Origin of the sequence: Streptacidiphilus sp. P02-A3a, from assembly GCF_014084105.1 — a bacterium.
In the GTDB taxonomy this organism is placed as follows: domain Bacteria; phylum Actinomycetota; class Actinomycetes; order Streptomycetales; family Streptomycetaceae; genus Streptacidiphilus.
In genome coordinates, this window is sequence record NZ_CP048289.1 from 2,026,024 (window position 1) to 2,044,432 (window position 18,409).

An 18,409-nucleotide genomic window follows, 5' to 3' on the forward strand; every position below is an offset into this window, starting at 1 on the left:
CCCACCAGATTAAGTTCCGGTGGGGCTGCTGGGGCGTCTGACGGCAATAGTTGACGGCAACGTCAGTGGACGGGTGCTGCACGAAGTGGTGGGTCGTCGCCGTCGTCGGTTCGGGTGGCGGGCTGGGCGGGGTTGCGGAGGGCGTTGCCGAGGAGGTCGATGGCGTCGCGTTGGAGGCGGAGCCGGACGTGGGCGTACACCGTCGCGGTCACGCCGATGTGGGCATGGCCCAACAGCTCTTTGATAAAGACGAGTTCGACGCCCTGCTCCAGGAGGAGCGTCGCCGCCGAGTGCCGGAGATCGTGGAACCGGATACGGCGGAGCAGGGCGTTGAAGTGCCGGGTGAGGGTGGCTCCCTCGATCGGGGACCCGTCGGGCCGGGTGAAGACGTAGCCGCTCGCCTTCCAGCCCGTCCCCGCGACTTCGCGTTCCTGGCACTGCCGGTCGCGGTGCTGTGCGAGGGAGTGCAGGCACTCGGTGGGCAGGGCGATGCGCCGTTCCGAGCTCCGCGTCTTGGTGGGCAGGGCGGTCTAGCCGCCGGAGTTGGTGCGTTGGAGGGTGCGGCGGATGCTAGCGGTTCCGCCGGTGAGGTCGAGGTCTTCCCAGCGCAGGCCGAGGAGTTCGCCCTAGCGGAGCCCGCTGCGCAGGGCGAGTTCGAACAGCGCTCTCAGCCGGTGCCCGTGCGTGGCGGTCAGGAACGCGTGGGCTTCCTCGGCGGTGAGGGGTTCGAAGCGGCGGGGTCGGGGTGTGCCCATGCGGACGTTGCGGGCCACGTTGCGCGGGATCTCCTCTTCATGGACGGCGTGCTCCAGGGCGGACTTGAGCACGGAGTGCACATAGGCCAGCGTCAGCGGGGAGAGCCGCTTGCGGCAGCACTTGCCGATCGCGCAGCACTGGGGCTGGTCACGGGCGGTGTCGTGGCCGCATGCGCAGCACTGGCAAGTGATGCGGAGCTGGGTGGTGGGTGACGGTGTCGGGAACGGTCTTGCCGCCGCGCAGTCCGGCGGCGATGAGCTGGTAGGTGTCGTGGTGGTAGACCTCGGCGCAGGAGCAGCAGCGGGTGGTGCGGCGGTTGCCGCAGCGGACCAGGAGGCAGTCGGCGGGTATCTGGGCGGAGTCGAGGTGGCGCAGGATTAGTCCGGTGGCGGCGTCCACCTCGGTGCGGTGCCCGTCGAGGCGGACCGGCCGCACGCAACCGCCAAGTGTCGTCAACTGGCGCACGAACCAGGGCAGTTGGCCGGGGGAGGCGAGCTTTTCCAGGTCGCCAGGGCGCAGGCCGGGGGTGAAGACGTTGGGCTGGTGCTGGGGTTCTGCGGGCATGAGGGCATGGCCTCTCGGCGGGACGGCGCGCGGGGTGCCGTCGGGGAGGTGGGTGGGGGACCCCGGCAGGGGCAGGGCCGGTGGGCGGTGGTGCCCCTGCCGAGGGTGCGCTGCTGCGGGCGGGCTGGCGGCCGGGTTCTTCGCTCCCCGGGTGGTGGGCCGTCAGGCATCAGGCGGCCTTGTCCAGACCCACGCTGGTGGGCAGGTCGCGGACCTGGTGGCCTGCCTGGCACGGGGCTTCGCTGATGCGCCAGCAGGCTTCGGTGGGCAGGTAGACCGACCGCATCCGGACCGGGGTGCGCATCGTGCCGATCGCGGCGATGGCGACGCCGGCGGGCAGCTCGCGGTCGGCTGCGCTGACCTCCAGGTCGCGGCCGTCGGGGAACAGGTGGAGGAAGTCCTCGATGGTGTCAACACGTTGGCATATCCGTGCGGTGAGCTTGCTCCGTTTTGACGGACAGGTTCGTTGTGTTGTTTAGGCTGCGTGGAGTGCTTCGTAGTCGTTGGGGCTGAGGTAGCCCAGGCTGCTGTGGAGTCGGTGTAGGTTGAACCAGCCTTCGATGAAGTCGAAGATCGCATTGTGGGCAGCGGCCCTGGTGGGCCAGGTGCGGGTGCTGATCAGTTCGCGCTTGAGGATGGAGAAGCTTGAGGATGGAGAAGAACGACTCGGCCAGGGCGTTGTCCCAGCACTGGCCGGTGCGCCCGACCGACAGGCGCACGCCGAGCTGCTCGGCCAGCTGGGCCAGGGCCCGGCTCGTGTACTGACAGCCACGATCCGCGTGGAAGATCACACCGTGGGCCGGTCGTCGTTGCAGATGCGCGGCCTGAAGAGCGTCGGCGACCAGTTCGGTGCGCAGGTGGTCGGCAGTGGCCCAACCGATGACCCTGCGGGAGGCGATGTCGATGACGGTGGCCAGGTAGAGCCAGCCCTCGTCGGTGGGAATGTACGTGATGTCGCCGCACCAGCGCTGGTTCAGCGCGGTCGCATCGGGGGTGAACTGGCGGTTGACCAGGTCCGGGCGCGTGGAGGCTCCTGCGTCGGGGACGGTGGTGACCGGGCGGCGCCGGCGGTGGACGCCCTGCAGTCCGGTCTGGCGCATCAGGCGGGCGACGCGCCGACGGCCGCAGCGCTGGCCCTGGCGCTGCAGGACCATGTGGACGCGCGGGGCGCCGTAGGTGCCGTGCGACCGGGCGTGGACGGCGCTGATCTCCTGAGCCAGCTCAAGGTCGCGGGCCCGGCGCGGTCCGGCGAGGGGGTTGCGGCGGGCATAGAAGGCGGTCCGGGAGACCTTCAGGAGCTCACACGCGCGTTTGACGTTGTGGCCCTGCTGCTTCTCCGCCTCGATGAACGGGTGCGCGTTCACCGGGTCCCCGCTGCGAAGAAAGCTGTCGCGCGCCGCAGGATCTCCACGTCCTCGCGCAGGCGGCGGTTCTCCCGCCGCAGGACCGCCAGCTCCTCCTGCTCGTCACTGGTCAGGCCCTCGCGTTCACCGGCGTCGACCTGGGCCCGCTTGACCCAGTCCCGCACCGCGGTCTCGGTCAGGTCGAAGTCCTTGGCGACCTGACCGACGGTGCGGTCCCCGCGCCGACAGCGCTCGACGATGTCGGCCTTGAACTGCGGCGTGAACGACCGCCTCGGTCGAGGCTTCTTCTTCCCCATGCCTTCCATGATGGGCATCCCTCCGGGGCCGTGACCCCTGATCTCGGATGTCCGTCAAAACGGACCAACCTCAGCTCAGCGTCGCGAAGGGCCGATCCGCTCGTCCCCAGGGGGACAGGCGAGGGTGGCGCTCTGTCGCAGTGCGGTGCGGCGCAGCGCGGCCTGGTGTGGCGTGCGTGGGCGGTGGGGTGGGCAGGCTTGGACCGCTGACGACCGGGTCGGCGCCCCGGAGGAAAGATCTTGAAAGAAATCCCCGGGACGGTGTCGGATCGCGGCGGTGCTGTTCGTAGCAGGGGTGAGGCCGTCCACAACGGGCGGCGCCGGGGCAAAGGAGCCGGGAGCATGAAGCTGACGACCATGACCCAGGTCACCCTCGACGGAGTGATGCAGGGAAACGGCGGCGCGTCGGACGACCGCCGGAACGGATTCGAGCGCGGCGGATGGGCCCGGGGGAAGGGCGACGACGGGACCAGGGCGTTCATCACGCGGACCTACCAGCGCGCCGAGGCGTTCCTGTTCGGGCGGCGCACCTACGAGTTGTTCGCCGACTCCTGGGGATCGGTCGACCGGATGCGCGCGCATCCCATCGGCGTAGCCTTGGACGAGGCTCCCAAGTACGTTGCCTCGACCACGCTCACCGCGCCGCGTTGGGGGGACACGACCGTTCTCCGTGGTGACCTGGTGGCGGCCGTCGGCGAGCTGAAGGCCAGGCCCGGGGGCGAACTGCAGGTGCACGGCAGTGGCGCGCTGACCCGGTGGCTGCTGGGGAACGATCTGGTCGACGAGCTGACTCTGATCGTGGTCCCGGTGATCCTCGGCCAGGGTGCCAGGCTGTTCCCGGAGACCGGTCCCGACCTCGCGCTCGACCTGGTCGAGTCGCGGGTCGACTCGAACGGCGTGTCGGTCCAGGTCTACCGGCCGGACGGGCGCCCGCGGTACGCGACGGCCTGAAGTCCCCGACCACCGAACCACGGTGTCCTCATCACACCACAGGAGATGACCTTCAGATGCAGTACCTGGTTTCCGTGATCGACGACAAGGGCAATCCTGGCAGCACGGACAGGCGGCCTGCCATCAGCACGTTCAACGAACGACTGATCGCCGAGGGCTACTGGGTCTTCGCCGGCGGACTCGCGGACACCGACACCGCCACGGTCGTCGACAACCGGGGCGAGCAGGCGGTGTTCAGCGACGGGCCCTTCGTGGAGTCGAAGGAGTACCTCGCCGGCGTCTGGGTGTGGGAGGCCCCCGATCTGGATGTGGCGCTCAAGCTCGCCGCCGAGGCGTCGAAGGTCTGCGACCGGAAGATCGAGGTGCGGCCGTTCCAGTGAGCGACGTCGAGGAGGCGGTCACCCGGGCCCACCACGACGAGTGGGCGCGCGTGGTCGCCTCGCTGACCAGGCGCTTCGGCGACCTCGACATCGCCGAGGAGGCGGCCGCCGAGGCGTTCGCGACCGCCGTCCAGCGGTGGCCGACCGACGGTGTACCCGCCAACCCCGGCGGCTGGCTGACCACCACCGCCAACCGCAAGGCCATCGACCGGATCCGCCGCGAGAACAAGCGCGACGACAAGCACAGGGAGGCCCGGTTGGTGTACGACGACGACCCGCCCGAGCCTGTCGGCGCCATCGACGACGATCGGCTCCGGTTGATCTTCACCTGCTGTCACCCGGCGCTGGCGCCGCGGACCCGGGTGGCGCTGACGCTGCGCATGGTCGGCGGTCTGACCGTGCCCGAGATCGCCCGTGCCCACCTGGTGGCCGAGACCGCCGTGGAGCGGCGGATCACCCGCGCCAAGGCGAAGATCAAGGCGGCCCGCATCCCGTACCGGGTGCCGTCCGTGGAGGATCTCCCGGCACGCGTGTCCGGCGTGCTGGCCGTCCTGTTCCTGGTGTTCAACGAGGGCTACCTGGCGACCGGTCCCGACACCGATCCGCTTCGTCCCGACCTGACCGCCGAGGCGATCCGGCTCACCCGCCTGATCCGTGCCCTCCTGCCGGAGGACGGTGAGGTGGCCGGACTGCTGGCGCTGATGCTGCTCACCGAGGCCCGCCGCGGCTCCCGGGTATCGGCCGGCGGCGAACTGGTCGCCCTCGGCGAACAGGACCGTGGGGCCTGGGACGTGGCGCTGATCGCCGAGGGTCACCGGCTGGTGCGTGAGCGCCTCGCCGCTGCCGCCGCCGGGGTGGCTCCGGGCCGCTACCAGATCCTCGCGGCGATCAACGCCGTGCACACCTCCGCCCGCGACATGCGCGACACCGACTGGTCGCAGGTCCTCGCCCTCTACGACCAGTTGGTCCGCCTCGACCCCTCGCCGATCGTCGCCCTCAACCGGGCCGTCGCGGTCGCCGAGCTGGACGGCCCGGAGGTGGCGCTGGCGGCCGTCGACGGCCTTGAGCACAGGTTGGCCGACTACCACGCGTACCACGCCACCCGCGCGGACCTGCTGCGCCGACTGGGCCGCGGGCAGCAGTCGCGCGCGGCGTACGACAGAGCCATCGAACTGGCGGGCAACACCGCCGAGACCGCCTACCTGACCCGCCGCCGCGACCAACTGCGGTAGCGTCCGCGGGCCGCCGCGCCTCGCTACGGGGCGCCGACGGCTACGAGCGCCGAAGGCTGAGGGGCGCCGGAGGCTACGGGGCGCCGAAGGTGATGCCGCCGCTGATGTCGCGGCCCTGGACGAGTGTGGTGACGGTACCGCTGTTGGTGTTCTGTACGGACGTGGCGCTGTCCGGTGCCGTCAGGGTGCCCGGCAGGTCGCGGACGAGGTCCACCAGGGCGGGACGTTCGGCCAGGACGGCGGCGAGGTAGCCGGCCCAGTACGCCTGTAGGAGGGCCTGCTCGCCGTCCCCGTGGCCGACGGTCATGTCGGAGGCCTGGCTGTGGGCGGTGTCGAGGCGGTGCTCGATGTCGGTCTGCGGCTCGTGGGTCTGTCGGCTCCAGCGGCGGGCCAGGGCAGTGCGAACGTGTGTCCAGCCATCGGTGAGGATCGCGGCCACCAGGGACTGTGCTCCGGGTAGGACGATCGTCATCGGGTCCATGAGCCAATCACGCACCTTTGGTAGTGAGTTGCTGACCACGCCTCGGTGAGCGGCAGGCCGACGGGTCTCCCTCCGAACCCGACCAGCGTGCCTACGCAGCGTTCGTGCTGTCAACGGTGCGTAAGGGCCGACTGTCACTCTGTCCCGGCTGGGCCATGCGCGAATTGAACATCAAGTCTGATTCAATGGCGACACAAAGAACAGTGTTGATGTTCTTTTTGTTCGAGGCTACGGTGTGTGATCACCTGCGTCTGATCTTCCGGGGGCCTGTCTTGTCACCTGTACTCACCGCCGCCGCCGTCGCTCCCGCCCCGTCCGCGGTGCGCTCGGTGTGGGCGTCGCCGCTGTACCGTGGCGCGACCGTCGCGCTCTTCCTGTCGGGGCTGGGCGCCTCGGCCGCCGCCCCGCAGATCACCCTGTTCCTCATCCAGGACCTGCACGTCTCGCTGACCACGGCCGGCCTGTACTACCTCACCAGCCTCACCGCCCCGGTCACCGGCTACCTCATCGGTGCCCGCTCGGACCGTACCGGCAGACGGCTCGGGCTGTTCCGCCTGTGCGCGCTGGCCGGGTTCGTCGGCTGGTGCGCCATGGCGATGGCGGACCAGGTGTGGATGCCGTTCGTCATCAGCGCCGTGGTGCTGGCCTTCGCCGGTGGTGCCGGGTCGCAGCTGTTCGCCGCGGTCCACGACGACCTGCGGGCCACCGCGAGCCCGGTCGGCGACGGGGTCGTCTCCGTGGTGCGGATGGCGCTGACGGCCGGATGGATCGTGGGTCCGGTCGCGGGCTCGCTGCTGGCCACCGCCGCCGGTCCGCGCGCGATGCTCGTGGCCACCGGGGTCTGTACGCTCGCGCAGATCGTCCCGATGGGCCTGGTGCGCGCCCGCCCTGCCCCGGGCGAGGCGCCCGCCGCAAGCGTGCCCGCGACGTCGGCCGGGCAGCGGGTGGGGGTACGGGGCATGCTGCCGCTGCTCGCCTTCACCGGCCTGTACGTCCTGGTCTACGCGGGGGAGCCGATCAAGTACGGCTATCTGACGATCTACATGCACGAGGACCTGCGGCTGCCGACGGCGGTCAGCGGCGCGGTCATCGGCATCCAGCCGCTGATCGAGCTGGCGCTGATGCCGCTGGCGGTCGTGGTCGCACGCCGGGTCGGGATGATGCGCCTGATGGTCCTCGGAGCCGCCTTCGGCGTTGCCGCGAACCTGTGCTTCGCCCTGACCGGCGGCACGGTCGGGATGTTCGCCGGGCAGGTCCTCATGGGCGGGGTGTGGGGGGTGTTCGCCGGTCTGGGCATCATCGTCGCGCAGCGGCTGCTGCCCGAGGCCGTCGCGACCGCCTCGGCCGTGTTCATGAGCTCGACCGCGATCGCCAGCGCGCTGGGCGGCCTGACCGGGAGCCTCGGCGTGGGCCTGCTGGGGCTGCCGCACGTGTTCCTCGCACCGGCCCTGTACGGCCTGGTGGCGACGGTCGGTATCGCCGTCATGAGCCGCTCGCGGCACGCCGTGAACTGACGCCGCTGCCGCCGACCCCCGCCCGCACGGGCCCCGGTCCCGGCCTTCGCCCCCGGTCCCGGCCCCGGTGGTGTGGCGGCGGGACGGGGCCGACGCGGCGCCGGTGGGACCGCACGAGGCTGTGGACCGCTGGCGCCGACGACACCACCGCTGGGCAGGGGTGATGTCCGCAGGGCATCGGCGCTGACCGAAGAAGTATTGGACGCCGTGCGGCCGCAGGGTGGAGGGGCGGCGAAGCCCCCGCCGCGACCGACACCCGAAAGGACCCTGAGGACGATGAAGGTCTTCCTTACCGGCGGCTCCGGCTACATCGGCCGCTCCACCATCCGGGCGCTGCTTCGCCACGGCATCGAGGTGACGGCGCTGGCGCGCAGCGAGCGGTCCGCGCGCACCGTGGCGGACCTGGGCGCCACGCCCCTGACGGGCGCGCTCGCCGACACCGACGTGCTGCGGGGGGCCGCCGGTCGGGCCGACGGGGTGATCCACCTCGGAGCGGACTACTCCGAGGGCACGGCGGCGGTGGACCGGGCCGCCGCCGAGGCGATGCAGGACGGTGCCGGGAGCCGCCCGTACGTGCACACGGGCGGCGTGTGGGTGTACGGCGACACCGACGGGGTCGTGGCCGAGGACGCCCCGCTGAGCCCGCCGCGGATCACTGCCTGGCGGCTGGACAACGAGAAGCGCGTGCTCGCCCGGGCCGCGACCGGGGAGCACCCGGTCGTGGTCATGCCGGGGCTGGTCTACGGCCGATCCGGCGGGCTCACGCAGTCGTTCTTCGTCGAGCCCGGCCGCGCCGCCGGTGCCGTGCCCTGCATCGGGGACGGCGCCGCCCACTGGGCGCTGGTCCACGTCGACGACATCGCCGAGTTGTACGTGCTGGCGTTGAACGCCCGGGCGGGTTCCGTCTACGCCGGGGTCAGCGGACAGAACCTCCCGCTGGCGGAGATCACCCTGGCCCTCAGCCACGCGGCCGGCTGCCCGGGCAGGATCGACTCGCTCTCGCTGGACCAGGCGGTGCGGCGGATGGGGCCGATCGCTGAGGCCTTCGCCCTCGACCAGCAGTTCACCGGCGCCCGGGCCCGGCGCGAGCTCGGCTGGACACCCACACGGCTGGACGCCCTGGCCGAACTCTCGCAGCAGTAGGCCCACCTGGAAGAACCGACGACGCCCGCCCGGCATCACACGCCGGTGACGACCGTACCGGCCTCCTCAAGCGCCGCTACCTCGTCGGCGGGCGCGGTGGTGTCGGTGACCAGGGTGTGCACGACGGTGGAGGCGCCGACGTGGGCGTGGGCCGTGTGGCCGAGCTTGCTGCCGTCGGCGGCGGCGATGACCCGGCGCGCGGAGGCGATGGTCGCCTTCTTCACCGCCGCGTCGTCGAGGTCGTAGGCGGTCAGCCCTTCGGCGGCGCTCAGGCCGCAGCAGCCGATGACGGCGGTGTCGAAGCGCAGTGCCGCCAGCGAGGCGAGGGTGAGCGGGCCGGTCAGGGCGCCCTCGCCGGAGCGGGGCCGTCCGCCCGGAACCATCAGCGCGGTCGGGGCGGGGGCGTCGCTGAGCACGTGGATGGCCTGGAGGGACAGCGGCATCACGGTGATCTGCCGGCCGCGCAGCAGCCGGGCGACCTCCAGGCAGGTGGTGCCGCTGTCGAGCAGGACGGTCTCGCCGTCGGTGATGAGCCGGGCGACCTCCGCGGCGATCCGGCGCTTGGCGTCGGTCGCCTCGTGCGCGCGCAGGGCGAACGGCGGCTCCTCGCCCCGCAGCAGGAGGGTGCGGGCCCCGCCGCGGACGCGTTCGAGGGCGCCTTGCGCGGCCAGCGTGTCCAGGTCGCGCCGGATGGTCATCTCCGAGGCGCCGGTCAGTTCGGCGAGTTCCGGGACGGTGGCACTCCCCGACTCCATGACGACTCGCGCGATGAGCCGGTGACGGTTTGAGTTGCTCATACCGAGATTGAACACCACCTCGATGCAAACACACAGAATGTTCGAAGTCTCATCTTTCAAACATAAGATATGTTCGTTATGGTGGTTGCATGGAACGTTCACTCCGCGCCGCGCGCGTGGCCACCTTCAGCTACTTCGTCCTCGACGGCACCTTGATGGGCATGTGGCTGGTGCAGATCCCCGCCATCGAGAAGCGCGTGGGCATCAGCAACGCGACCCTGGGGAGCCTGCTGGTGCTGCTGGGCCTCGGCGCCTTCCTCGGTATGCAGGTCGCGGGCCGACTGGCGGACCGCCTCGGCACGCGGGTCGTGGTCCGCGCGTCCGGGGTGCTCCTCGGCGCGAGCCTCGTGCTGCCGGGCTTCGCCCGCGATCCCTGGGTACTGGCCGGCGCGCTGCTGGTGTTCGGCTTCGGCAACGGCTGCCTGGACGTGAGCATGAACGCCCACGCGGTGCACGTGGAGAAGGCCTACCGGCGGCCCGTCATGTCGGCCTTCCACGCCGCGTTCTCGGTCGGCGGAGTCATCGCCGCGCTCGTCGGCGGGAGGGCGATCGGCGCCGGGATCAGTCCGGCCGTGACGCTCGGCGCCGCCGGAGCCGTGGGCGTCGTGGTCGCCCTGCTGTCGGCGCGGGGCCTGCTGGCGACCACGTCCGACGACCTCGCCGACCCGGCCGGAGCCGCCGGTACCACCGAGGGACATCCCACGGACCAGGGGGCGAAGCGACGCACCCGGTCGGCGCGGATCTGGATCCTCGCCGCCCTGGCACTGATGTGCATGCTGTGCGAGGGGGCCGCCAACGACTGGTCCACGCTGGAGGCGAAGACCGTACTCGGGGCCCCCGCGGCGACCGCGGCCTTCGCCTACGGCACCTTCGCGGCGACCATGACCATCGGTCGGCTCCTCGCCGACCGCGTCTCCGGGCGCTTCGGGTCGGCGGCCGTCCTTCGCTACGGCGCGGCCGCGGGCGCCGTCGGGATCACCGTGGTCGCCCTCGCACCGTCGATCTGGGTGGCGCTGCTGGGATGGGCGCTGTTCGGCCTGGGCCTGTCGGGCTGCGTCCCCCAACTGTTCAGCGCCGCCGGACACACCGACCCCGCCGCGGCCGGCACCAACGTCTCCCGGGTCGCCGGCCTCGGCTACCTCGGGATGCTGGCCGGTCCGGCGGTGATCGGCTGGATGACCAGGCTGGTGGCCCTCAACTACGCGCTCCTGTTCCCGGCCCTGCTCCTGGTGGTCGCCGCGGTGACCGCCGGGATCCTCCGCACCGGATTCGAGTCGGCGTCCGAACCAGCGTCGGAACCAGGATCTGAACCTGCGTCCGAACCGGAGCCCGAACCCGGGCCCCGGCCGGCGCCCGCGCAGCGTCCCTGACCGTCCCTGACCGCCCCTGACCGCCCCCTCGACCGTCCCTGAGGCGGCTCCGCCCTGGAAGGGGTACCCATGACCACCGGCCGACGGATCGCCATGTTCGACCTTTTCGGAGTCATCGCCCGCCACCAGCGCCCGGGCGCGCTCGTGGACATGGCCGCCGAGTGCCACGCGCCGCTGGACGCCTTCACCGAGGCGTACTGGGCCCTGCGGCCGCCCTACGACGCCGGGCGGCAGTCCGCCGCGAGGTACTGGGGGGCGGTGCTTCGTCGGCTGTCGCGCCCGGTCGGTCCCGGCACGACCGAGAGGCTGCGGCTTGCCGACATCGACAGCTGGTCGCGCGTCGACGACCGCATGGTCGGCTACGTGCGCTCGCTGCGCGGCCGCGCCGAAGTCGCCCTGCTGTCCAACATCCCGGCAGACCACGCGGACGTCTTCGGCGCGGTCCAGCCCTGGCTGCGGGACCTCGACTACGTCGCCCTCTCCGGAAAGATCAAGGTTGCCAAGCCCGACCCGGCCGCGTTCCGGCACTGCGTGACCGCCATGCGCGCGGCACCGGCGGACTTCCTCTTCGTCGACGACCGCGAAGAGAACGTGCGCTCCGCGCGAGCCGTCGGCATGACCGGACACGTCTTCGCCGGACTCGACGAACTGGAAACGGCCGTCGACGCCTGGCTGGCCACCGGTACGGCCTCACCGGAGCCGGGATCCTAGGGCCGGTCTTTCGGATCACGTCGGGCGGTCGACGCCGAGGCACGCACCTCGCCGGCTTGTCGTCGGTCGCCGATGCTCCGCATGGACTCCCTCCTCCGCACCGCCGGGGCACGCACCCCAACGCCGCCCGCTATCCGACGTGACCCGAAAGACCGGCCCTAGCCGACGGCGGTGGTCAGCTCCCAGTACGCCCTGATCGGGGAGTCGTCCTCGCCGGAGGCGAGCGCGCCGACGTAGCCGTCCGGGCGGACCATGACGCGGCCCGAGGCCAGGCCGAAGCGGGCGGCCGCACGCCGGTCCGGGTCGGCGACCACGGTCTCGAACCCGGCGACCGCGGCGTCGGTGTCCGCCAGCAGCACCTGTCGGACGCCGGGCAGCTCCGCCGCCGCCGGGAGCGGACCGATGGTCACCAGTACATGTCCGGCCTCCGCGGACAGCACCGCGCGCAGCGCCGTGCCGGGCACGTCGGGCAGATGGTCCCCGCCGCGGACCTTCGCGTTCGCCGCCGCGCCCACCACGGCCGGGCTGCCGTGGTACGACAGCGTCGTCTCCTCCGTCGCGTCGGCCAGGGCGCGGCGGGCCGGGCCGATACCGGTGGCCGTGTGCAGCGCGGCGTTGCGCAGCTTCTGGGCGACCGGGTTCGCGAGCGTGCTGAGGTGGGTGAGCCTGGTGGTGAACTCGATGACCCGCGCCGCGACCGGGTGCCTCTCGGCGTGGTAGCTGTCGATCAGCGCCTCGGAGGCCGTCCCCCGGTGGGCGGCGGCGAGCTTTCAGCCGAGGTTGAAGGCGTCCTGGAGGCCGGTGTTCATGCCCTGCCCGCCGGCCGGGCTGTGGATGTGCGCCGCGTCCCCGGCCAGGAAGACCCGCCCGTACCGGTATTGCGGCACCTGGGCGTGGCGGATCTCGAAGCAGGTCAGCCACAGCGAGTCGTGGATCCGGAGCCGTCCGGCGGCCCGTTCGTCGGCGATGCGCTGGAGCCACTCCTGGCTCGCCTGGTCGGTGGAGGCGGTGGGAATCTGCGCGATCAGCCTCATCCGGTCCCCCTTCATCGGGAAGACCATCAACGGGCCGTCGTGAGTGGAGAAGAAGGTGTACATCGAGCGCGGATCGAAGTCGTGCTCGGCGTGCACGTCACCCATCAGGAAGCGTTCGCCGTGGAACGAGCCCTCCAGCGCGGAGCCGACCTGCCGTCGCACCTCGCTGTGCGCGCCGTCGGCGCCGACCAGCCAGGAGGCCTCGACCCTCTCCTCGCCCCCGTCGGACCCGCGCAGCGTCGCCCGGACCCCGGTGCCGCTCTGCTCCAGACCGACCAGCGAGACCCCCCGCTCCACCTCCACCCCGTGCCTGGCCAGGTTCTCGGCCAGGACCCGCTCGGTCTCCGTCTGCGCGGTGAGGACCGAGTAGGGGTGGGGGCTGTCGACGATGTCGAGCTCGACGCGGGTGATGGTGCGCCCCGACGCGTGCAGCTCGACGCCGGTGGCCTTGATCCCGGACGCGACGATGTCGTCCAGCACGCCGACCCGTTCCAGCATTTCGAGGCTGCGGGCGTGGACCACGATCGCGCGCGACTCACTGGTCGGCGCCGCCAGGACGTCGACGATCCGCACCGGAACCTGACGTCGCGCCAACTCGCCCGCCACCGCGAGGCCGACGGGCCCGGCACCGACGACAAGGATGGGGCTGCTCATGACCTGGATCCCCCCGCCTGGGGCAGCAACCGCCGCCGTCGGGCCCACACCAGGCCCGCACCCCCCCGACCAGGGGCGCGCCAGACAATAGTGGCAGCCACCCCGACCCGCCACCCGCGGCGGGGGCGCAGCCGCTTGGTTGGAGCTGCTTGGTTGGACCAGATCGGTAGCTGCCGCGTGCTGGGTCGTGAGCCCGAGGCCGTCCTGGGCGAACTGGTTGAGCGAAAGTGGCTAAGTGGCCACCTTCTCTGGCCACTCTTTGACAAGATTCCTCCGTGGTCGACCAGTACCGAAAAGGTCGATGATCAGGCGGGGGAGAGCATGAACGCGGAGATCCGGGTCGTGGGGGTAGCCGGCGGGGTGGAACTGGCCGAGTTGGGGCGTTGGTTGGCGGCTCAACGAGGCCTCGTCGGCAGGGTCAAGCAGGTGCAGGGAGAGCCCGGCGAGCAGGAGTTGAGCGGCGGAGCCGTCGAACTCCTCTCGGTAGCGCTCGGCTCGGGAGGTGTGGTCTCGGTGCTGAGCAGCGCCCTGAGCTCCTGGCTTGGTAGTCGGCAGCAGACGATCAAGATCACGATCGATGGGACGAGCGTGGAATTCCCGGCCGGGACAGCGCCGGAGGTTGTGGCGCGCTACCTCCACGCGGTCAAGGGTGAGGACTCTCGTGCCTGAGGGACCTGAGGGCATCGACTACGGACGGTCTCGCGCCATTCTCATCGGCGTGGCCCAGTACGACGATGAGGGATTCCGGTCGGTCCCGGCAGCGGCGAACAGTCTGACCGCCATGCATGCCATGCTTACCGACCCAATGTTGGGTGGATGGCCAGCGGATCGTGTCTCGGTCCATCTGAACCCCCGTGCCACAGGTGCGTTCGCAGCACTGCTTGCAGACCTGGCAACCTCCGCTGAGGACGCGCTGTTCTTCTACTTCGTGGGGCACGGCACGTTGAGCGTCAAGTCGGAGCTGTGCCTGACGCTGAGCGATACCGACAGGCGGCATGCCGACATGACCGGACTGGAATATCGCAAGGTCAAGGAAGTTCTCGGGCGCAGCCCAGCGAGGCTCAAGGCCGTAGTTCTTGACTGTTGCTTCTCCGGGCAGGCCATTGAGTCGCTGAGCGGTGAAGTCATCGACAGCATGGCTGCCAAGGGCACCACCGTCATCACTGCTGCCGATCACGATCAGGCCGCCCACGTGGTGCCTGCCGCCGAGCAAGCAGAGGCCTGTACCTCCTTCACCCACCACTTGGTGGACATCGTCACGGCTGGTCGGCCCCACGGTCCGGACCTGCTCACCCTCAAGGAGATCTATCCGCTGCTCCGGAACCGGTTGACGGAGCACGGACTCCCTGAGCCGAATCAGCGCACCACCGACACCGCCGACCGCTTCCCGCTGGCGCGCAACCGCGCGCTCAGAGCAGTGGAGTTGCCCGATACCGCGGTGGCGACCGTTGCGCTGACCGGGCTTGGGGCGGGCGAGCGTTACGCCCTGGTGGTATGGCGCAAGGGCGTCTCCCTGCTGGCTGACCCGACTGGTCGCTGGTACGGGGAGACGGGGCGTGACGAGCAGGTGCAACGGGAGGCAGACCGGATGTGGTGGCCCATCGCGCGATGGCGTATCCCGAACCTCAAGGCGCTGGTCGTGGTCAACGACGGGCGGGTGCACCGAATACGAGAGGTGTACGGAGTGGACGAGGAGAGCACCGCTGCGGGGGACACGGGCAAGCTGGCCCTGAACGTGAGTGGCCCCTTGACGCCGGAGCGGTTGGCAGAGCGGTTGCCAGGTTTGCCCATGGCGCTCGGTGATGCCCATCCGGCCGTGCAGGGGCGGATGCGCGAGTACGTGACCTTCTGAGCTCCCTCAGTGCAGTGTGGTAGTTCTCTGTTCGTTTGCAAAGAAATCAAGTGATGGTCAGGAGCCGTTGTGGGCAACCTCATGAGTGGCGATGAGCCGGCCGCTGGTCTGTACGAGCAGTTGGTGACACAGGGCGTCGAGGAACAGGTAGACGCTCTGCGAGGCGCGGGTTGGCAGATCGTGGAGGCACCGGTCGGGACGGAATCGGCGCCGCACGTCCTTGCCCGGTATCTGGGAAGTCGCGCTGTGCAGGTTCTTGCCGCACTCCCCGAGGACCAACGGGTCCCTGCCGCGAACGAGTTCTTGCGTGCCCTGGAGGAGCGGGGCAACGGTGGCGCTGCCGATCGCATCGCCGAGGGCCCACGGCAACTCCTGTCTCTCGCTGAGCAAGAGGCTCCGGGGGTGTATGCGATCCGGCCAGCCACCCCGCTGTCCGAGTCTGCCCTGCTTACCAATGCCCCAGAGGATCCGAGTCTGGGCACCGAGTTGCGGGCCGAGTTGGCCACCGCTGACCGCGTCGATCTGATCTGCGCCTTCGTCAAGTGGTACGGACTGCGCGTGCTGGAGGAATCGCTGCGCGCCGCCGCAGCCCGCAATGTCCCCATTCGAGTGGTGACCACCACCTACATGGGGGCTACTGACCGGCATGCGTTGGACCGCCTGGTGCGCGAGTTCGGTGCGGAGGTGAAGGTCAACTATGAGTTGCGCTCAACCCGACTGCATGCCAAGGCGTGGCTGTTCCGCCGCCGCAGTGGGTTCGATACGGCGTATGTCGGCAGCTCCAACCTCTCTCGGGCCGCACTGTTGGACGGGGTGGAATGGAACGTACGACTCTCGTCGGTCAGCACGCCTGCGGTGCTGAAGAAGTTCGAGGCGACTTTCGAATCGTACTGGAGCGATTCGTCCTTTGAGGTCTACGACCCGGGTCAGGACGCGGCAAGGCTCGACGAGGCGCTGCGCTTGGCCTCGGGACGCGGTGGGACCAAGGGGGACCAGGAGACCACCCGCATCAGCCTGTCCGGTCTTGAGGTTCGCCCGTACCCCCACCAGCGCGACATGCTTGACCAGTTGAATGCCGAGCGGGAGGTACACGGGCTGCACCGGAATCTGCTCGTCGCCGCCACCGGCACGGGCAAGACCGTGATGGCGGCCCTGGACTACCGTGCCCTGCTGCGAAAGCTCGGGCGTAAGCCGGAGCAGCTCTCACTGCTCTTTGTGGCGCATCGGCAGGAGATCCTCAAGCAGTCTCTGCGCACGTACCAGGATGTGCTGACCGACGCCAACTTTGGCGAGTTGCTCGTCGGCGGTGAGGTGCCGGACACCTGGCGGCATGTCTTCGCGAGCGTCCAGTCGCTCAGCCGCGACCGGCTCGAAGAGCTGGCACCCGATCACTTTGATGTCATCGTTATTGATGAGTTCCACCACAGCACTGCGCCCACCTATCGCCGGATTATCGATCACTTCCAGCCGATGGAGCTGCTCGGGCTCACGGCAACTCCTGAGCGCGGTGATGGTCGCCATGTCCACGTTGAGTACTTCGATGGCCGCATCGCTGCCGAGATGCGGCTGTGGGAGGCGCTAGAGAACGACCTGCTCAGTCCCTTCCACTACTTCGGCATCGCCGACAACACCGACCTTTCCACGGTCGGCTGGCGTCGGGGAGCATATGACCCGGATGAGTTGGACAGGCTATTCACCGGCAACGAGGCTCGTGCTCGACTTGTCGTCAAGGCACTGGAAGACAAAGTGGCTGAACCGCATCGGATTCGCGCACTTGGCTTCTGTGTCTCGGTTAGCCATGCCTACTTCATGGCGGAGTATTTCCGTAGGGCCGGACTCGCGGCGCGTGCCGTGGATGGCAGCACACCGCAGTCCGAGCGCGACGCCGCACTTGAGCTGCTGCGTCGGGGTGAGTTGCAGGTCATCTTCTCCGTCGACCTGTTTAACGAGGGTCTGGATATCCCGGATGTGGACACGCTGCTGCTCCTTCGACCCACCCAGAGTGCGACGGTCTTCTTGCAGCAACTTGGGCGGGGCCTGCGGCGCACCGAGGATAAGCCGGTGTTGACGGTTATTGACTTCGTTGGCCAGCACCGGGCCGAGTTCCGCATTGAAGAGCAGTTCCGGGCGCTGACTAACCTCACTCGGCGACGCTTGGTCGACCACGTCGAGCAGGATTTCCCGCAATTGCCCTCGGGGTGCCAGATCATCCTGGACCGTAAGTCCAAGAAGGCGGTACTCGACAACATCAAGGCCCAACTCAAGCTCGGCATCAAGGGCTTGGCCAACGAGGTTCGCGAGTACGCTCGCCCCGAGTTGGCCGAGTATCTACGTGAGAGTCGCCGCGAGCCGGCTGACCTCTACCGAGGCAGCAGCAGTTGGACGGCATTGCTGCGGCGCGCCGGTCTGCTAGAGGGCGAGCCTCCGGCGGGTGAGGAAGCGCTGCTCAAGCGGGTGCCCGCCTTCCTGCACGCAGCCGACCCGCTGCGGGTGGCGGCGTACACCGAACTGCTGTCGGACGATGCCTTCCACTATGCCGAACTGACAGAGCAGCAGCGGGGCTTCGCCCAGATGCTGTTCTTTACGCTCTGGCCCGCTGGCGGCGGTTTCACTGACTATCAGGCAGGGTTTGACAGTTTGCGCGAGCAGACCGCATTCCGCAGCGAGGTGCGCCAGTTGCTGGCCTGGAACCTGGACCACACCCGCCGCCCCACCAGTCCGCTGTTGGGGGCGCACAGTGGGGTGCCGCTCGCGCTGCATGCCGAATATTCGCGCGAGGAGATCCTGCCTGCGCTCCGGGTTGCCGAGCTTGGCGGGTTTGTGCCCAGTAACTTCCGCGAGGGGGTTAAGTGGTGTGCGGCTGTTAACACCGACGCCCTTCTGGTCACTCTGACCAAGGACGAGAAGGATTTCAGTCCCACGACTCGTTACCACGACTACGCACTCAGCCCGACCCTCTTCCACTGGGAGTCCCAGAACAGCACCTCACCGACGTCTGGGGTAGGGCTGCGTTACCGCCAGCATCAAGAGCAGGGCAGCCACGTGCTGCTGTTCGTCCGCCGCTTCAAGAACACCGACTCTGGTGGCCCCCAGCCCTGGACCTTGCTGGGACCGGTGGACTTCCAGTCGCACAAGGGCAGCAAGCCGATGGCTGTGGTTTGGCAGGTGCGCACCCCGATCCCGGCCGACATTGAGCTCTACTCGGCTGTCGCCGGCGCCAGTTGACGGTCGAGCTCACCGCTCAAGCCCCGTCCCGGCCAGGTGTTGGCCTGGGTGAGGACGGCGGCGGCGAGTTGTGTGGAGGGTGGGG

Annotated in this window: 18 protein-coding genes and 3 pseudogenes; 11 read left to right on the forward strand and 10 right to left on the reverse strand. The window is 69.8% G+C overall.

Translation table 11 applies throughout. The features are described 5' to 3' along the window. Positions 1-62: 62 nt before the first annotated feature. The 6 genes and pseudogenes from GXP74_RS09125 to GXP74_RS09140 form a co-directional block, all read right to left on the reverse strand. A pseudogene (locus GXP74_RS09125) lies at positions 63-956 on the reverse strand (tyrosine-type recombinase/integrase); the annotation flags it as partial. Beyond that, entirely contained in the window at positions 904-1,320 is a 417-nt protein-coding gene (locus GXP74_RS09130) for a replication initiator (protein WP_182450914.1), read from the reverse strand. The pseudogene GXP74_RS09125 and the gene GXP74_RS09130, both read right to left, overlap by 53 nt. 169 nt (positions 1,321-1,489) lie before the next feature. Further along, positions 1,490-1,624 carry a hypothetical protein gene (locus tag GXP74_RS41420; RefSeq protein WP_255528097.1) on the reverse strand — a complete coding sequence of 45 codons (135 nt, stop codon included), beginning with the start codon at positions 1,622-1,624 and terminating at the stop codon, positions 1,490-1,492. 171 nt (positions 1,625-1,795) lie between these two features. Further along, complete coding sequence (locus tag GXP74_RS40165) at positions 1,796-2,092, reverse strand: IS3 family transposase (protein WP_225448583.1); 297 nt, start codon at positions 2,090-2,092, stop codon at positions 1,796-1,798. After that, positions 1,977-2,684: pseudogene (locus GXP74_RS09135) on the reverse strand (IS3 family transposase); the annotation flags it as partial. The gene GXP74_RS40165 and the pseudogene GXP74_RS09135, both read right to left, overlap by 116 nt. Beyond that, positions 2,681-2,980: a transposase gene (locus GXP74_RS09140; protein ID WP_182450916.1), complete on the reverse strand. Its 300-nt coding sequence runs from the start codon at positions 2,978-2,980 to the stop codon at positions 2,681-2,683. The pseudogene GXP74_RS09135 and the gene GXP74_RS09140, both read right to left, overlap by 4 nt. 342 nt (positions 2,981-3,322) lie before the next feature. Between GXP74_RS09140 and GXP74_RS09145 the strand changes: the two genes are divergently transcribed. From GXP74_RS09145 to GXP74_RS09155, 3 genes are read left to right on the forward strand one after another with little or no spacing between them, the layout of a single operon-like run. Next, entirely contained in the window at positions 3,323-3,931 is a 609-nt protein-coding gene (locus GXP74_RS09145) for a dihydrofolate reductase family protein (RefSeq protein WP_182450918.1), read from the forward strand. A gap of 56 nt (positions 3,932-3,987) precedes the next feature. Beyond that, positions 3,988-4,311: a YciI family protein gene (locus GXP74_RS09150; RefSeq protein WP_182450920.1), complete on the forward strand. Its 324-nt coding sequence runs from the start codon at positions 3,988-3,990 to the stop codon at positions 4,309-4,311. Further along, positions 4,308-5,543 (forward strand): RNA polymerase sigma factor, encoded by a 1,236-nt coding sequence (locus GXP74_RS09155; RefSeq protein ID WP_182450922.1) that lies wholly within the window; start codon positions 4,308-4,310, stop codon positions 5,541-5,543. Before GXP74_RS09150 ends, GXP74_RS09155 begins: the two co-directional genes overlap by 4 nt. A gap of 73 nt (positions 5,544-5,616) precedes the next feature. On the opposite strand, the gene GXP74_RS09160 is transcribed toward GXP74_RS09155, so the two are convergent. Then, complete coding sequence (locus GXP74_RS09160; protein WP_182450924.1) at positions 5,617-6,015, reverse strand: hypothetical protein; 399 nt, start codon at positions 6,013-6,015, stop codon at positions 5,617-5,619. A 281-nt stretch (positions 6,016-6,296) separates the two neighbouring features. Here GXP74_RS09160 and GXP74_RS09165 point away from each other — a divergent pair, with 281 nt between their 5' ends. Together GXP74_RS09165 and GXP74_RS09170 are read left to right on the forward strand one after the other, a co-directional pair. Next, entirely contained in the window at positions 6,297-7,538 is a 1,242-nt protein-coding gene (locus tag GXP74_RS09165) for an MFS transporter (RefSeq protein WP_225447806.1), read from the forward strand. Between the two features lie 276 nt (positions 7,539-7,814). Next, a complete protein-coding gene (locus tag GXP74_RS09170; RefSeq protein ID WP_182450928.1) occupies positions 7,815-8,681 on the forward strand; it encodes an NAD-dependent epimerase/dehydratase family protein in 867 nt (288 codons plus the stop codon). A 35-nt stretch (positions 8,682-8,716) separates the two neighbouring features. Here GXP74_RS09170 and GXP74_RS09175 read toward each other — a convergent pair whose 3' ends face one another. Further along, complete coding sequence (locus GXP74_RS09175) at positions 8,717-9,478, reverse strand: DeoR/GlpR family DNA-binding transcription regulator (RefSeq protein WP_182450930.1); 762 nt, start codon at positions 9,476-9,478, stop codon at positions 8,717-8,719. Between the two features lie 89 nt (positions 9,479-9,567). Between GXP74_RS09175 and GXP74_RS09180 the strand changes: the two genes are divergently transcribed. Further along, positions 9,568-10,848 (forward strand): MFS transporter, encoded by a 1,281-nt coding sequence (locus GXP74_RS09180; protein ID WP_182450932.1) that lies wholly within the window; start codon positions 9,568-9,570, stop codon positions 10,846-10,848. A 69-nt stretch (positions 10,849-10,917) separates the two neighbouring features. Beyond that, entirely contained in the window at positions 10,918-11,559 is a 642-nt protein-coding gene (locus GXP74_RS09185; RefSeq protein WP_182450934.1) for an HAD-IA family hydrolase, read from the forward strand. A 158-nt stretch (positions 11,560-11,717) separates the two neighbouring features. Here GXP74_RS09185 and GXP74_RS09190 read toward each other — a convergent pair whose 3' ends face one another. Further along, positions 11,718-11,969: a hypothetical protein gene (locus GXP74_RS09190; RefSeq protein WP_182450935.1), complete on the reverse strand. Its 252-nt coding sequence runs from the start codon at positions 11,967-11,969 to the stop codon at positions 11,718-11,720. Between GXP74_RS09190 and GXP74_RS40170 the strand changes: the two genes are divergently transcribed. Further along, complete coding sequence (locus tag GXP74_RS40170; protein WP_225448766.1) at positions 11,962-12,279, forward strand: hypothetical protein; 318 nt, start codon at positions 11,962-11,964, stop codon at positions 12,277-12,279. The genes GXP74_RS09190 and GXP74_RS40170 overlap by 8 nt on opposite strands. 11 nt (positions 12,280-12,290) lie before the next feature. On the opposite strand, the pseudogene GXP74_RS09200 reads toward GXP74_RS40170, so the two are convergent. Beyond that, positions 12,291-13,247, reverse strand: a pseudogene (locus GXP74_RS09200) (FAD-dependent monooxygenase); the annotation flags it as partial. A gap of 153 nt (positions 13,248-13,400) precedes the next feature. On the opposite strand from GXP74_RS09200, the gene GXP74_RS09205 reads away from it, so the two are divergent. From GXP74_RS09205 to GXP74_RS09215, 3 genes are all read left to right on the forward strand, one after another. Beyond that, the gene (locus GXP74_RS09205) at positions 13,401-13,916 is read left to right on the forward strand and encodes a hypothetical protein (protein ID WP_182450939.1); all 516 of its coding nucleotides are present in this window, start codon (positions 13,401-13,403) and stop codon (positions 13,914-13,916) included. Continuing rightward, on the forward strand, positions 13,825-15,099 hold the full coding sequence (locus GXP74_RS09210) for a caspase family protein (protein WP_225447807.1): 1,275 nt from the start codon (positions 13,825-13,827) through the stop codon (positions 15,097-15,099). Before GXP74_RS09205 ends, GXP74_RS09210 begins: the two co-directional genes overlap by 92 nt. Positions 15,100-15,180: 81 nt before the next feature. Then, positions 15,181-18,324, forward strand: a complete 3,144-nt coding sequence (locus tag GXP74_RS09215; protein WP_182456311.1) for a DUF3427 domain-containing protein — start codon at positions 15,181-15,183, stop codon at positions 18,322-18,324. Positions 18,325-18,409 lie beyond the last annotated feature (85 nt).